11 protein-coding genes, 1 tRNA gene and 1 pseudogene are annotated in these 14,806 nt (G+C 61.9%); 6 read left to right on the top strand and 7 right to left on the bottom strand.

The genetic code is table 11. The features are described from left to right. Positions 1-828: pseudogene (locus Q5064_RS10850) on the top strand (sodium:solute symporter); the annotation flags it as partial. A gap of 145 nt (positions 829-973) precedes the next feature. Here the strand turns inward: Q5064_RS10850 and Q5064_RS10845 are convergent. After that, positions 974-1,537 carry a TetR/AcrR family transcriptional regulator C-terminal domain-containing protein gene (locus Q5064_RS10845; RefSeq protein WP_302964620.1) on the bottom strand — a complete coding sequence of 188 codons (564 nt, stop codon included), beginning with the start codon at positions 1,535-1,537 and terminating at the stop codon, positions 974-976. A gap of 203 nt (positions 1,538-1,740) precedes the next feature. On the opposite strand from Q5064_RS10845, the gene Q5064_RS10840 reads away from it, so the two are divergent. The 3 genes from Q5064_RS10840 (at position 1,741) to Q5064_RS10830 (ending at position 5,540) form a co-directional block, all read left to right on the top strand. Beyond that, entirely contained in the window at positions 1,741-3,219 is a 1,479-nt protein-coding gene (locus tag Q5064_RS10840) for a 4Fe-4S binding protein (protein ID WP_302964618.1), read from the top strand. A gap of 137 nt (positions 3,220-3,356) precedes the next feature. Then, on the top strand, positions 3,357-3,719 hold the full coding sequence (locus tag Q5064_RS10835; protein ID WP_302964616.1) for a hydrogenase maturation nickel metallochaperone HypA: 363 nt from the start codon (positions 3,357-3,359) through the stop codon (positions 3,717-3,719). A gap of 162 nt (positions 3,720-3,881) precedes the next feature. Further along, positions 3,882-5,540 (top strand): Na+/H+ antiporter NhaC family protein, encoded by a 1,659-nt coding sequence (locus Q5064_RS10830; RefSeq protein WP_302964613.1) that lies wholly within the window; start codon positions 3,882-3,884, stop codon positions 5,538-5,540. Positions 5,541-5,669: 129 nt separating this feature from the next. Here Q5064_RS10830 and Q5064_RS10825 read toward each other — a convergent pair whose 3' ends face one another. The 4 genes from Q5064_RS10825 to Q5064_RS10810 all read right to left on the bottom strand — a co-directional run bounded on the left by Q5064_RS10825 (position 5,670) and on the right by Q5064_RS10810 (position 9,530). Further along, positions 5,670-6,155: an Rrf2 family transcriptional regulator gene (locus Q5064_RS10825; protein WP_302964611.1), complete on the bottom strand. Its 486-nt coding sequence runs from the start codon at positions 6,153-6,155 to the stop codon at positions 5,670-5,672. A gap of 359 nt (positions 6,156-6,514) precedes the next feature. After that, positions 6,515-7,858, bottom strand: a complete 1,344-nt coding sequence (locus tag Q5064_RS10820) for an NRAMP family divalent metal transporter (protein ID WP_302964609.1) — start codon at positions 7,856-7,858, stop codon at positions 6,515-6,517. Positions 7,859-7,876: 18 nt separating this feature from the next. Continuing rightward, positions 7,877-9,244, bottom strand: coding sequence for a magnesium transporter (locus Q5064_RS10815; RefSeq protein ID WP_302964606.1), 1,368 nt, complete (start codon positions 9,242-9,244; stop codon positions 7,877-7,879). Positions 9,245-9,453: 209 nt separating this feature from the next. Beyond that, a tRNA-Arg gene (locus tag Q5064_RS10810) sits at positions 9,454-9,530 on the bottom strand. Positions 9,531-9,865: 335 nt separating this feature from the next. Here Q5064_RS10810 and Q5064_RS10805 point away from each other — a divergent pair. Then, on the top strand, positions 9,866-11,293 hold the full coding sequence (locus tag Q5064_RS10805) for a citrate/2-methylcitrate synthase (RefSeq protein WP_302964603.1): 1,428 nt from the start codon (positions 9,866-9,868) through the stop codon (positions 11,291-11,293). A gap of 134 nt (positions 11,294-11,427) precedes the next feature. Here Q5064_RS10805 and Q5064_RS10800 read toward each other — a convergent pair whose 3' ends face one another. Next, positions 11,428-11,886: a type II toxin-antitoxin system HicB family antitoxin gene (locus Q5064_RS10800; RefSeq protein WP_302964600.1), complete on the bottom strand. Its 459-nt coding sequence runs from the start codon at positions 11,884-11,886 to the stop codon at positions 11,428-11,430. A 26-nt stretch (positions 11,887-11,912) separates the two neighbouring features. Further along, on the bottom strand, positions 11,913-12,101 hold the full coding sequence (locus tag Q5064_RS10795; RefSeq protein ID WP_302964598.1) for a type II toxin-antitoxin system HicA family toxin: 189 nt from the start codon (positions 12,099-12,101) through the stop codon (positions 11,913-11,915). 255 nt (positions 12,102-12,356) lie between these two features. Between Q5064_RS10795 and Q5064_RS10790 the strand changes: the two genes are divergently transcribed. Continuing rightward, positions 12,357-14,621 (top strand): CRISPR-associated endonuclease Cas3'', encoded by a 2,265-nt coding sequence (locus Q5064_RS10790; protein ID WP_302964597.1) that lies wholly within the window; start codon positions 12,357-12,359, stop codon positions 14,619-14,621. The last annotated feature ends 185 nt before the right edge of the window (positions 14,622-14,806 follow it).

Below are 14,806 nucleotides of genomic sequence, written 5' to 3'. Positions count from 1 at the left end.
TGGGGCCTGCCGCAGATGGTGCAGAAGTTCTACGCCATCAAGACCGGCCCCGCCATCAAGCAGGGCGCCATCATCTCCACGATCTTCGCCTTCGTGGTGGCCGGCGGCTCCTATTTCCTCGGCGGCTTCGGGCGCCTGTACGAGAGCCAGATCGAGTACGCCGCCAACGGCACGCCGGTGTACGACTCCATCATCCCCACGATGCTGTCCACCCTGCCCGACGTGCTCATCGGCTTGGTGATCGTGCTCGTGCTGTCGGCGTCCATGTCCACGCTGTCGTCGCTGGTGCTCACGTCGTCGTCTACGCTGACCATCGACCTGATCAAGGGAAACTTCGTGAAGGACATGTCCGAGAAGAAGCAGCTTCTGTGGATGCGCGGGCTGCTCGTGGTGTTCATCGCCATCTCTGCAGTGATCGCGCTGTTCCAGTACCATTCCAGCGTGGTGTTCATCGCACAGCTCATGGGCTACTCGTGGGGCGCGCTGGCCGGCTCGTTCCTCGGCCCCTTCCTGTGGGGTCTGTACTCGGGCCGCATCTCGAAGGCGAGCGTGTGGTGCTCGTTTGCCGTGGGCGTGGGGCTGACGGCCGTGAACATGGGCCTGGCGCTGTCGGGCGGTGTGCCGCTCATCGCGAGCCCCATCAACTGCGGCGCGCTGTGCATGATCATCTCGCTGGTGATCGTGCCGGTGGTGAGCCTTTTCACCCCGGCGGTGCCCTTCCAGATCAAGCCGCCGACGTCGGAAAGCGCCATCGACCGCGAGTACGATCGCGAGGTGGAGCAGGAAATGCTCGAGAGCGCCAACGCCGGAGCCGCCGCCGACGTGTAGCGGCCGGTAAAAATCTTCCCGTGAGGAACGCCGGGTCTGCGGACTCGGCGTTCCTGCTGTCGGCGGCCAGTGCTGGAGGGGAAGCGCGCGGGTTCGATGGCGGGCCCGGCGCGCGGTGCCAGACAGATGGCTCAACGCTCCCTTTCTAGATCTCGTTTGTCATGGAGCAGGGCGGAACGATTATGGGGATGAAGTCGGGCTTCGTGTCCCAATACACGTCGACGAGCACCTCGTCGGCTGGCGCGGTCATGCCGCTGGCGCACCAATCCATAAAGAGATTCGTGCAGCTGTACACATAGGCGTCGATGAACGCTTTGCGGGGATCGTCGGCAGGGGGTTCATCAGTGTGGAACACAAGCTTGTAATAACCGCTTTTCAGCATGCGAACATGGGTCTCATGAAAGTTGTTCTGCCCACGATGCTGGGGTAGCTGACTGAAGAACGCCTTGTGCTCGCGGGCGAAATCGAGGGATTTGAATGATCCTTCCCGGGTGTTGAAGATATCGTAGTTCTCCTCAAAGTGGTACACAAACACATAGGCGATCAGATCGTTGATATCGCGGAAGTTGTTGTAAAAGGTCTGGCGTGCCGTGCGTGTCTCTCGAAGGACGTCAGCGACGGTAATCTTGTTGATGGACTTTGTCTCGCATAGCTTGAAGAGCGCCTCGACATAGCGCCTCTTTGCCGATGTGGCCCCTTGCTCCTCCACGAGTGTCCTGCCTCCCGATACCCTTTTTCCTCCGGCTAAAGTATAGAGTAAGCTGGCCTTATGCCGTGCAGGCAAATAAGGCTGCTTCCTAGACAATCGGGGATGAAATGTCTATTGATGCTCGCATTTTCGAGTACGTACAATGCGGCTATCGCGCCTGGCAAACAAGGGGAGGGCGCTTATGGAGGAAAAGGAGGATTCCCATGAACAAGGAAGAACTGGAGGCTCTGAACGACGAGATCATGCCCAATGGCGTGCGCCGTCGCGATTTCCTGAAGGGGGTGGCCGCGGTGGGCATGGGCGCGTTTCCGTTGGCCATGCTTCTCGCCGGATGCAATGGCGCCCAGAATGCTCCGACAGTGGCCGGCACGGCGGATGCCGATGCGCTGGCTGGAACCGGTGCGCCGGAGGCTTCGCAGGAGGGCCTGTCGTCATCTTTTGGCAATTGGGTTGACCCCTCCAAGAGCGATAGCCTCATGGAGCAGGTTATGGCCGAGACCGAGGAGGTGACCGACGCCATCTGCCCCGACGGCACTGTCATTCCCGCCGTGTTCGTGAAGTTGCGCAACCGCATCAACCGCATTGGCCAGGGCATCGGCTCCATTCCGGATGAGACCGGCTACCAGATGATCATGTACCTATGGTCTGAGGAAGATGCCGAGAACTATCTGAAGATGCCGCTGCACCGCATGTTCACTGCCGGCGACTACAAGGCCAACACCGGCTGGGACGAGGAGAAGTGCCAGCAGATTCTCGACGACCAGGCTGATCGCAACCTCATTTGGCGCACCAATCGCGGCGGTCTTCCCCATTATGCGCTCATCCCCTATATCAACGGATTCTGGGAGTTTAACGAGCTGAAGGCCTACTACTCCGGCATCGAGGGTGCGGTGACCGAGTTCGATATCCAGGGCATTCGTGGCATGGATCCCAACGGTGAGAGTGGCAGCACCTTCCCGCTGTTCCGAACCTATCCCATCAGCGTGGACGTGGTGGCCGAGGACGAGCTGCAGCCTTATCAGGACTGGCGCGCCCTTATCAAGCGCAACAAGAACATCACGGTGTCTCCCTGCCAGTGCCGTACGCAGTGGGATGCCCTGGGCGTTCCGCATCCCGACGAGCACCCGCATCGCACGTGCCTGTCGCTGGGCGACATGGCCGAGTACTTCATGGAGACGGGCATCGGCGAGCAGATCACCCAGGAGGAGGCCATCGAGATCGTCGAGGACATCATCGACAAGGGCATGGTGGTGGAGTCCATCTGCGCGAAGAACGCCGACATCATCTGCTGCTGCCATTCCGAAAGCTGCGGTAACCTTATGGCGTGGCGGGGTCAGAACGGCGCAGGCGACCAGCGCAAGTACTTCAGCGCTTATACCCTCAACTATGATGGCGACGCCTGCATCAAGTGCGGTAAGTGCATCGAGCGCTGCCCCATGCACTCTATCACCTTCGGCGATGACGGGTTGTGCGTGATGGACGACGCGTGCGTCCGCTGCGGCCAGTGTGTGCCCATTTGTCCGGCTGGGGCTCGCATCCTTTCGGCGACGGAGGACTACCCCGACCTGCCCGAGGATTACGTTGACTGCAATCGCTATTTCGCCAAGGACCGCGTTGCGCGTGGCCAGTTGGTCGACTTCACTGGCGGCGAGTTGGCGGCCGCCCCGGCGCCCGAGGCCTAAGCGGCTAAGAAGGCGGAATTCTGGCGGAGCAGTTCGCTGGGAGGCATCTCTAATGGCGGGGCGTCGCGTCGTCGGCGTCCCGCCATCGTTTCCGCGGACGTTCCGGCGAGATCGTGGCGAAAGGCGAGGAGGGGACTATGCACGAGATGGCGCTGGTACGCAGCATCATGGAAGTGGTGGTCGAGGAGGCCGAGGCCGCCGGCGCGGCCGAGGTGACGGCCGTGCATCTTGACGTGGGGGAGGGGCGCGATATCGTCATCGACCTGTTCGAGAGCCTCTTTCAGTTTCTTGCCCGCGGCACGGTGGCCGAGAATGCGCATGTTGTCATCAGCACGGTGCCCTACCGAGTGCGTTGCAATCGGTGCGGCGAGGAATTCCGCCTCGACTTCAAGGATCGCTTCTCACAGACCTGCCTCGGATGCGGAGCTGACCGCGATTACGCGCTCATAAGCGGAAACGAGCTCTGCATCAACAAGATAGAGGCCATTCCGCGAATGTAATGGCCGCCTGTTTTGCCCTCCCTGAAAGCGCCGAGCCCGCGGACCCGGCGCTTTTTACGCGCTCTGCGGCCCTTTTCCCTTACCAACTCGGATATACTTATGACCATCTGTCATACCGAGCGTCCGGGGGAAGTGGGGAAGGGCGCCAGCGGAAGGAGCGTTATGGAAGGATTCGATCTCATCGCCACGGGGCTGTGGTCTATCGTGCCGCCGATTCTGGCGCTGGCTTTGGCCCTCATCACCAAGGAGGTGTACTCCTCGCTGACGGTGGGCGTGTTCACGGGCATGGTCATTTACCAGTTCACCCTGAACGGCGCCGGCGGCGAGCAGCTGGTGGCCGCGTTCACCATGGTGCCCCAGATGATGGCCGAGCAAATTGCCGGCAACGGGGCGCTTTTGCTGTTCCTTGCATTATTGGGGGCACTCACCGTGGTCATAGCCACGGCCGGCGGCTCCCGCGCCTACGCGGAGTGGGTGACCACCCACGTGAAGAACGCCCGCGCGGCCTCCATCCTCACGGCGCTTCTGGGCATCATCATCTTCGTGGACGACTACTTCAACTGCCTCACCGTGGGCGCGGTCATGCGCCCCGTGACCGACAAGTTCCGCGTCAGCCATGAGAAGCTCGCCTGGATCATCGACTCCACGGCCGCGCCGGTCTGCATCATCGCGCCGGTGTCCTCGTGGGCGGTGGCCGTGGGCGGCTACATGGGCGAGGACGGCTTCAACACCTTCGTGGCCTCCATTCCCTACAACTTCTACGCGCTGCTCACCATCTTCTTCGTGTTCTTCATGCTGTTTTTGCAGAAGGACTTCGGTCCCATGGCGGCGGCCCAGGCCGAGGCCGACGGGCGCATCCCGGCCGAGGGCTCGGCGCTCGAGGCCGTCTCGCTCGCGCGCATTGCCGACAAGGCCCAGGTCGATCTGGAAGGCGCGCCGAACATCCCCACAGTGGTGACCGAGGAGGGCGATATCGACGATGCCGCAGCGGGCGCCATCGAGGAGTACAAGGGCCTGAACATCTCCGAGCGCGGCACCATTTGGGATCTCATCGTGCCCATCCTCGTGCTCATCGTGTTCTCCATCCTGGGCATGATGTACATGGGCGGCTTCTTCAGCGGCGTCGACTTCGCCACGGCCGTGGGCGAGAACCCGGTCATGGGCCTGTGCATCGGCGCGGTGGTGGCGCTGTGCGTGGCGGCGGCCATGTTCCTGCCGCGCAAGCTCATGAACCTCGGCGGTTTCGTGGAGGCCATGTCCGAGGGCGTGCGCTCCATGATCGGCGCCATCATGATCCTCGTGCTGGCCTGGTCGCTCGGCGGCTGCTGCCGCTATCTGCTGGGCACCGGCGAGTTCGTGTCCGGCTTCCTGAACGGCCTGGGCGTGGGACTCGACCTGCTGCCCGCGGTCATCTTCCTGGTGGCGGCCTTCATCGGGTTTGCCATGGGCACGAGCTGGGGCACTATCGCGCTCATCCTGCCCATCATCATCGGCGTGTTCGCGGCCGGCGATCCGCTGTTCCTCGTGGCCGTGGGCTCGGCGCTGGCCGGTGCGGTGTACGGCGACCACATCTCGCCCATCTCGGATACCACCATCCTCTCGTCGGCCGGCGCGAAGTGCAACCACCTGCGCCACGTGGCCACGCAGATTCCCTACGCCACGCTCGTCATGGTCGTGTGCTTCGTGGGCTACATCATCGCCGGCATCACCAAGACGCCGTGGATCTCGCTCGCGCTCGGCGTGGTGCTCATCGTGGCGGCCGTGCTGGTGCTTACGAAGATGGAGGCGGGAAGGGCCGCCAAGGCCGCGAAGGCCGAATAGGGCCTGCGCGCTGCGGCCGGCGGCTGGCGAACCTGTTGCCGCCCTGCGTTCCCGACACTGCTCCAAACCGTGAAAAAGCCCCCTGTGCGGGGGCTTTTTCTGTGGTTGATTACGGAAGCGGCACGGTCGCTAGGCCACGGCCGCGGCCTCGGCGAGCAGGCGCTGGCTCTCGGCGATGAGGCGCCCGGCCAAGAACTCCTTGCCCATCTTCTCGTCGCGCGAGCAATCGAGCAGCATCTCGAGCGTGATGCTGTCGAAGTAGGCGTCGTAGCCGTCGAGCACCAGGTCGTAGGCACGCTTGATGCCCTGGACCATGGGGGCGCCGGCGCGATCCTTGCGGCGGGCGCGGGTGGTGTCCTTGGCGTCGTCGTCCAGCGCGTTCACCACTTGCAAAAGGGTGATCTTCGAGGGCTCCTTGGCCAGGCGGTAGCCGCCGTGCTTGCCCGGGCGCGCCTCGATGATGCCGGCGTTGCGCAGCAGCTGCGCGAGCTGGATGAGATAGTCGCGGGGGATGGACATGTCCTGGGCGATATCCTTCGACGAGCAGGTTTGGCCCTGCGCGGCCAGATACAAAACGGCACGCAGTCCATAATCGGTTGATGCTTTGAGTTGCACTGCAGCCTCCTAACGGGTCGACACCTTGGGGTCTGCAGCGTGTGCTACATCGACGGCCGCATCCGACGAACCGCCGGTGCGCGTCACCCCAGGTGTGCCGAAAAGCGGTCTTCTTGCCTTCCGACACTTGCAGTTTAGCCATGGGCGGCGCGTTAATACAAGGGTTGTACCAAACGATGAGCGCACCGATTCGCATACGTTGCCGCCACGTTAAATTCGCCGCCGATTTCGCAGGTGAAAGGGGTGTGGGCGCGCGAGCTGCCGCCAGGCGCTCCCGGCGAGGTGCGCGCGGGCGCTTGGCGGCACGCCGATGGCCGCCGCTGTGCCGTCCGCGTGGCCCTGAGAGGCTTCGGGTAATCCTAGGCGAGCCCCATCACTTGCATGACGAGCAGCACCGCGGTCAGCGCCGCCACCACGCCCACCGTGGCCCACAGAAGCACCTTCGACACGCGGCGGGCGCGGAAGTCGCCCATGATGCGCTTGTCGGCCGAGATGATGGCCATGAATGCCAGCAAGATGGGCAGAATCACGCCGTTGACGAACTGGGCCGTCAGCATCATGCCGAGCAGGTTCACGTCGGGCAGGAGCACCACGATGGCCGAGAACGCAATCACGAAGGTGAAGATGGACTTGAACGTGGGGGCCTCGCGCCACTTGAACGACACGCCCGCTTCCCAGCCGAAGGCCTCGCAGATGACGAAGGCCGTGGTCAGCGGCAGCACGCAGGCAGCCAGAAACGACGCGGCGATGAGCCCCACGGCGAACAGCGCCTCGGCGTAGGGGCCGGCAAACGGTGCAAGCGCCGCTGCCGCATCGGCCGCCGAGTCGATGGTGATGCCGGCAGGGAAGAGCACCGCGCCTGTGGTCACGATGATGAACCAGGCCACGATGCAGGCGGCGATGGTGCCCGAGACGGCGTCCACGCGCTGCGAGAAGAGGTCCTTGGTGGTCAGGCCCTTCTCCACCACGTTGCTCTGGGTGAAGAACATCATCCAGGGGGCGATGGTGGTGCCGATCATGGCGATGACGAGCGAGATGAAGCTCACGTCGCCCACGGCGCTGGGCACTACCGTGTCGTGGATGGCCTCGCCCCAGTTCGGCTCCGCGAGAAACGCCGCCACCACGTAGGTGAGGAACACGAGCGAGAGGGCCAGAAACACGTTCTGCACCCGCTTGTAGGAGCCGCCGACCACCAAAAGCCACACGGCGAGCGCCGCTACAGGCACTGAGATGTACTTCGACACGCCGAACATCTCCATGCCGCTCGCGATGCCGGCGAACTCCGAGAAGGTGGTGGCCACGTTGCCCACGAGCAGCGACAGCATGGCGAAGGCCGCGAGCCGGATGCCGAAGCGCTCGCGGATGAGGGCTGCGAAGCCCTTGCCGGTGACGGCGCCCATACGCCCGGCGGTGGTCTCCACCACGATGAGCAGCACGCACATGATGGGAATGACCCACAAGGTGCCGAAGCCGAAGCTGGCGCCGGCGGTGGAGTAGGTGGAGATGCCGCCGGCGTCGTTGCCGGCCATGGCCGTGATGATGCCCGGGCCCATGGCCGCCAGCACCAGCAGCAGCTTGCTCGGCGTGCGGGAGGCGTCGGGGCCGGGCTGCTCGCCGGCGGGGATGCCCGTCTCGGCCAGCTCGGAGGCGGCCCGGTTCAGATCGCGCTCATCGGCGGTGAGCGCGCGCTTCTTCGCGTTCATAGGGCTTCACCTCGCTCCCTAGTAATGCAGGCCGCCGATGTGCAGCGAGCCGGCCAGCTGCAGCAGGATGAGCGAGTACAGAAACAGCCCCAGCAGCGCCGCTACGGTGATGCCCGCGATGCTCAGGGCGCTCATGCGCGACTTGTCGCCGGCCACGTCGTCTTCGATGGCATCCCAGGCGTCGTCGGTAGTCACGATGCCGAGCAGGGTGCCGTGCTCGTCCACCACGGGCATGGCGGGGATGTCGTACTTGAAGATGTCGGCCGCCACGTCTTCCTCTTCCTCGGAGGGCAGGCAGCTGATGATCTCGTCATACATAATGTCGCCCATGAGGCGGTCGGCATTGAAGAGCACCAGCGTGCGCAGGGAGTTCACGCCCAGAAGCTTCCCGTACTCGTCGGTCACGTACACATAGTGCACGGTGGGGTGATCCTCGGGCAGGGCGCGCAGCACCTCGATGGTGTCGCCCACGGTGTAGGTTTTCGGCACGGCCACGAACTGGGTGGTCATCATGCCGCCGGCGGTGCCGTCTTTATAACCGAGCAGGCGGCGGATCTCGGTGGCATCTTCCACGCCCATGAGGCGCAGCAGCGTCTCGGCCTTCTCGTAGGGAAGGTCGCGCACGATGTCGGCGGCGTCATCCGGGTCCATGTTGCCGATGAGTTCGGCGGCCCGCGCGTCGTCCAGGTCGTCGATGAACTCGGCCTGGTACTCGTCCTCCATCTCGGAGATGGCCTCGGTGGCCCGCGCGTCGTCCAAATGCTCGAACACGCTCGCGCGCTGCTGGGGGTCCAGCTGCTCCAAGATGTCGGCCACGTCGGCGGGGTGCAGCTCGTCCAGGCGGCGGTGGGTCACCGACAGCTGCACTTCCGAGAGGTCGCGGTCGAGCAGGTCCATGTAGTTCCAGGCAATGAGCTGCTCGTCCACCTTCTTGTGGAAGAGCTTCGCCACGTTCACCACGGCCCTCTCCAGCAGGGGATGCAGCCCGCGCAGGATGCCGCGCACGCCCACCTCGGCGCCGAGCAAACGCAGCTGGGTGCCCGACTGCGACAGCTTCAGGTCGTTCACGCGCACGACCTTCAGCCCCTGGGTGTCCACGATCTGGCGGTCCATGAGGTCGCGGGCCAAGAGCACCTCGTCGGGCTGCAGGTAGCTGAAGCGGATGTCGTGAGCGTCCACCGATAGCGTGATGCCGTCTTCGTCGAAGGTGTCGACGTATTTGCGCCACGAGATCATGAACGGCACGCGGCCGGGGCCTTGGAAGGCCAGGCTCGTGATGCGCGGGAACACCTCGCCGGTGGAGATGGCGAGGTCGGAGATGGTGCCGAGGCGCTCGCCGGTGGCATCCACCACGGGCTCCCCGATCATTTGGGACAGATAGAGCATAGTCGTTCCTCCGTGGGGTGACGTTGGCCGCTACGGCGCGGGGCGGCGCCAGCCAACGCACAGCAGTCGCTTCTTCCGACTACTGCCACGAAGGGGAGAAGCCGGAAGCTTACATACTGTGAGGTTTCGATTTTCGAACCTTCACGGTCTTCCTTTCATTCCGGCCTACAGAAAAAAATAACCGCGTGAAGCGGTTGCGAGCTGAAAAGTGGTGCGCCGTGAGGGATTCGAACCCCCGACGTACTGATTCGTAGTCAGTCCCTCTATCCAGCTGAGGTAACGGCGCACTTCAAAACAGCAACGACTATTTAACCATCACCTTTGGGGCTTGTCAACGACAAATTCCAACTTTTTTGGAAGCGCCCGGGCAAGCGGGCGAGCGGCTTCGGGCGATAGGGTTGCGAGCGGATGAGCGCCTCTGAGCGACGCGGCTGCAAGCGGGCACGTGACCGTGAGTGCGCGGCCACGTGCGGGTGAATGCCCCGAAATTGCGCGCCGCCGTTCGCCGCGGGAAGGGACGGGCCCCCGCCGACTGGCGCGCATCCGCGCCCGCGTGGAGCGGCCCGGCACGGTACAATAGCCCGATACCGCATGAGGCCCGCTTTCGAGGGAGGAGCCCCTATGGCTATGGAAATTGACGAGGCCGTCATCCGCGTGGACAACCACGCCGACATCGACGGCACCGAGCCCATTGAGATCAGCGACGACGAGGCCTTCCGCGTGCGCCTCTACGAGAACTTCTACCAGGTAAACACTATCGACCCGGAGCATTACCAGACCTACGACGTGAAGCGCGGCCTGCGCAACGCCGACGGGACGGGTGTGCTGGCGGGTATGACGAACGTGTCCAACGTGCACGGCTATGTGATGTCCGATGGCGAGAAAATGCCGGCCGAGGGCTCGCTGCGCCTGCGCGGCTACGACATCTACGACCTGTTGGGCGATTTGGACCCCAGCCGCCGCTTCGCCTTCGAAGAAGTGGCCTACTTGCTGCTTATGGGCGAGTTGCCGACCCAGGAGCGCCTCGACCGGTTCGTGGAGGTGATCGACTCCCAGCGCGAGCTGCCCGACGGATTCACGGCCAGCACCCTTATGGTGGACACCTCGCCCGACCTCATGAACATGATGGCCCGCTCCATCCTGCGTCTGTACGCGGCCGACGAATGCGCCGAGGACCGCTCGCCCGGTCATGAGATTCACACGGCGCTCTCGCTTATCAGCCGCCTGCCGCGCATCATGGTGCTCGCCTACTACGCCAAGCGCGCGGCGTTCCATCACGACTCCATGATCATGCACCGCTTCGTGCCGGGGCAGTCCACCGCCGAGACCATCCTCTCCATGCTGCGTCCCGACCGCTCCTTCACGCCGGAGGAGGCCCGCATGCTGGACATCATGCTGTGCCTGCACGCCGAGCACGGCGGCGGCAACAACTCCACCTTCACCACGCGCGTGCTGTCCTCGGCCGACACCGACCCGTACTCTACTTACGCGGCGGCGTTCGGCTCGCTGAAGGGCCATCGCCATGGCGGGGCGAACCACCAGGTGCGCGCCATGCAGGCCGAGATCAAGGAAAACGTGAAGAACTGGGAAGACGACGACGAGGTGGCCGCCTACCTGGCGAAGATCGTGAACAAGCAGGCCTACGACGGCACGGGGCTCGTGTACGGCATGGGGCATGCAGTGTACACGCTTTCCGACCCGCGCGCCATCATCGGGAAGCGTTTTGCCGAGCAGCTGGCCGCCGGCACCGAGTTCGAGGCCGAGTTGAATCTGCTGAAGTCCATCGAGCGCCTCACCCCCGAGGTGTTCGCTCGCGAGAAGGGCTCCACCAAGGAGCTGTGCGCGAACGTGGACATGTACTCGGGCTTCATCTACACCATGATGGGCATTCCCGAGGACCTGTTCACGCCGCTGTTCGCCTGCGCCCGCATGGCCGGCTGGGCCGCCCACCGCTTCGAGGAGATCGCCGCCGGCAAGCGCATCATCCGTCCCGCCTACAAGAACACCGTCCGCGGCACCAAGCCCTACGTGCCCATTGAAAGACGGTAGGGGAGAAGGCTGGGCCCCGATCAGCTTCGCATTTCTCAAGCAAAACGCCCGCCCGAAGCGACAAACGTTTCAGGCGGGCGTTTTCCAATCTCGCAAGGAATCCTCGGCTTTCGGAGGATGGTTGAGGCTGAACGTCAGGCCATTCGGGCTTTTCTCGGGCGCCCGGCTTTTGGGGTTTCGGATAGACGCTTCTCTATGCTCGCAACGCTGACCCAGGTGCGTCGGCCTTCGCGATAGCCGTCTATCACGCCGGCGTCGAGCATATGGGTGATTCTGCCTGGTGACACGCCCAGGCGCCGTGAAGCCTCGGCGGCACTTACCACAGCGCCTTCCACGATGTAGGTGGGATCGGCTTCGAAAAACACCATGACGTCCTCGGCGCCAGAGGGGCACGGGTGGCGTCGGGGCTCGGGGACTGCTTCTTCGTGGCCAAGGAGCGACGCTACATAGGTTTTGGCGGCGTCGGCCCCCATGGCCACAGCGTCGTGGAATGTGTCGCCGCACGAGAAGCACCCCGGGAGATCGGGGAACTCGACGGAGTAGCCCCCTTCGTCTTCGGGAGTGAGAAAAGCCTGGAAGATATACTTGCCCATGTCTGCTCGATTCTGTTGAAGGGGGCTTAGAGCCACTCTGCGGTCTTTGCCATGTTTCGGTATGTTCCGAGAGGCAGCTCCCTTTTGGAGGTGGGGACAACGACCATGATCCCGTCTTTACGAAAAATCTTATGGCTGCCTTTGCCACTTGCCTCAATCCAGCCTTCTTTTCTCAGTCGCTTTAGAACCTCTCTGACCTCCTGCTCCTTTGGCATGTTGTCCCCCTGTTCGATAATAATATAAAATATTGATATTTTTAAGTCAATAGAACAATGCTGCTTTGCAATTTCCGCTATATGATGCGATTGATTGAATTAGATACGAATTGATATAGGTATTCAATATATTTCAGTAAATAATTTTAATAAAATGGAGGAAATGATCTTCTGTGTCCTGGAGTCGGGACATCCAGCAGTGAAATTCATGCCATAATGACGACAACTTTGTTGTCGGGAATTGTGAGGACCAAGATGTTTCTTGCCCACGTTGCAGAAGATGGCCGGGAGGAGGCCGTAGAGGATCACCTTCGTGCCGTTGCGGAGCGGGCTGCCGATTTTGCTGCTCGCTTTGGCTCGGAAGGGTGGGCCTACAACATGGGAGCTCTCCACGACATCGGTAAGTACGCTGATGCGTTTCAGCGTCGCATTAAAGAGAATGGGCCGAGAGTTGATCACTCGACGGCGGGCGCGAGCATCATGGCCGACAGCGGCGATCTTGGCTCTCTTTTAGCCTATGCGATTGCCGGACATCATACGGGCCTGCCTGATGGATGTCCCATGGGTGAAAATATTCAGAGGGGAACGCAGGACTCGACATTGGCAAAGCGACTCGAGCGTTTCAAGGCCGAGAACTCGCCGGGCGCGACTTGGCTCAATCGTGTGCCCTTTAAGCGGTTTGGGCTGCGCGGCTCCCCGGGAATGCCCGCGCCTCTTGTCGGCGTGCAGAAAAGCGGTGGCTACGGTGCAGGCTTTTGGGTTCGCATGATGTTCTCGTGCCTGGTTGACGCCGACTTCCTGGCAACGGAAGAATTCATGCGAGGGTATGAAAGGGAAAGTCTCTCCCCGGCATCGGCTGCCGAGTTGCGCGATACATTGGAGGAGAGACTGTCGGTGTTTTACCCTCCGCGCACGTCGCTCAACGAACTGCGCTGCCATATTCTTGATGATTGTCGAGTAGCGGCGACTGGCCAGCCCGGGTTTTACGCGCTGACTGTTCCCACCGGGGGTGGCAAGACGCTCGGGTCGTTGCGCTTTGCGTTGAATCAAGCTGCGCTCAGTGGTCATCTCGGGGCCAAGGTGATATACGCAGTTCCCTACACATCCATTATCGAGCAGAACGCCGAGGTCATTCGCGGGATGATCGGGCAGGAACAGGTGCTTGAACATCATTCGGGGTTCGATTTCGATTCTGTGGATGAGGATGCCGGGGGACGACGGCACGCTGTTGCCCGTAATGGGGAGCGATCAACCGGCTTGGGGGATGCCCTGCGGCTTGCCGCCGAGAATTGGGATGCTCCAGTGGTGGTCACCACCAACGTCCAGCTTTTCGAATCCCTTTATTCCAACAGGACTTCGAAATGCCGGAAGCTGCATAACCTTGCGAAGAGCGTCATTGTGCTTGACGAGGCACAGATGCTGCCAGTGGAATACCTCAAACCATGTCTGGCTGCCCTCGAGGAGCTGGTTGAGCATTATGGGTGCACCGTGGTGTTCTGTACGGCGACTCAGCCGGCCCTCGATGGAATTATCGAAGGTTTGCCGCGACCAGTCGAAATAAGTCAGGCGGGACTGGATTCATTCGAGAAGCTGCGACGCGTGACCTATTGCCTGGAAGGCAAACTTGATGACGTGCGATTGGCTGAGCGACTTCGCAGCGAAAAGCAGGTTCTTTGCATTATCGATAATCGTAAGCAGACGCGAGCCGTCTTCGAGCTGCTCGATGACGACAACGTTTATCACCTCAGTACCCTCATGTATCCCGAGCATCGCCGGGCGGTGGTCTCGGAAATCAGGCGGCGCCTCGAAGACGGGTTACCGTGTCGGGTGATTTCCACCAGCTTGGTGGAGGCGGGGGTCGATCTCGACTTCCCTGTGGTGTATCGGGCAATGAGTGGGCTCGATAGCATCGTTCAGGCTGCAGGAAGGTGCAACAGGAACGACAGCCGATCTTCCTCCGAGAGCCTGGTGCATATATTTGAGCCTGACGATTCGTACCGAAGGCCTCGTGAGGTTTCTCAGCGGGCAGCCGTCGGGCAGTCGGTGCTGAGAGGCGTTGGACATGCGGATGGAGATGAGGGATTCCTCGAGGTTGACTTGGGATCGCCCGAAATCATGAAGGAATACTTTACGCGTCTATACAATATCAGGCGCGATGGGATGGATAAGGGCGGTGCCTACAAGAAGCTGGCGAATGATCGCGGCGGTTGGGGGTCGTACCCCTTCAAAAGCGTGGCGGAAGATTTCAAGCTCATTGAGAGTGCCGATTGTAGCGTGATTGTGCCGAATGGGGCTATCGAGGAGGAAATCGAACTGCTGCGCGAGGGGGTTGCGGGCCGAAACGCCATGAGGCGGTTGCGGCAGTACTCCGTCAACGTTTATCGGGCGAGTCTTCAATCGCTTGCCGGAAGTGTTGAGCAAGTCGCCGAAGATGCTTTCCTGCTTGTCAACACGGATCGGTATTCCTCGGCATGCGGTCTCGACTTGACCGATCGCCATGGGGAGGGACTGATGTGGTAGAAGGTGGGAGGAACGCAAGCGTCCCTCCCAGGCGTCAACTCAACGTTGGCCTCAAAATTATTTCAACCCTCGACATCGCTTTTCCGACGTCGACTTGGTAAGTATAGATGAAGCTGAGGGCAGGAAAGGGAAAACGTCGTCTCAAAACACTTTTAAGATCAAAACTATAAGCCTCTAAATTGAAG

Source organism: uncultured Adlercreutzia sp., assembly GCF_958431955.1.
Lineage (GTDB): Bacteria > Actinomycetota > Coriobacteriia > Coriobacteriales > Eggerthellaceae > Adlercreutzia.
Note: the sequence above shows the minus strand (reverse complement) of the source record. Positions and strands in the feature narration are given on the sequence as shown.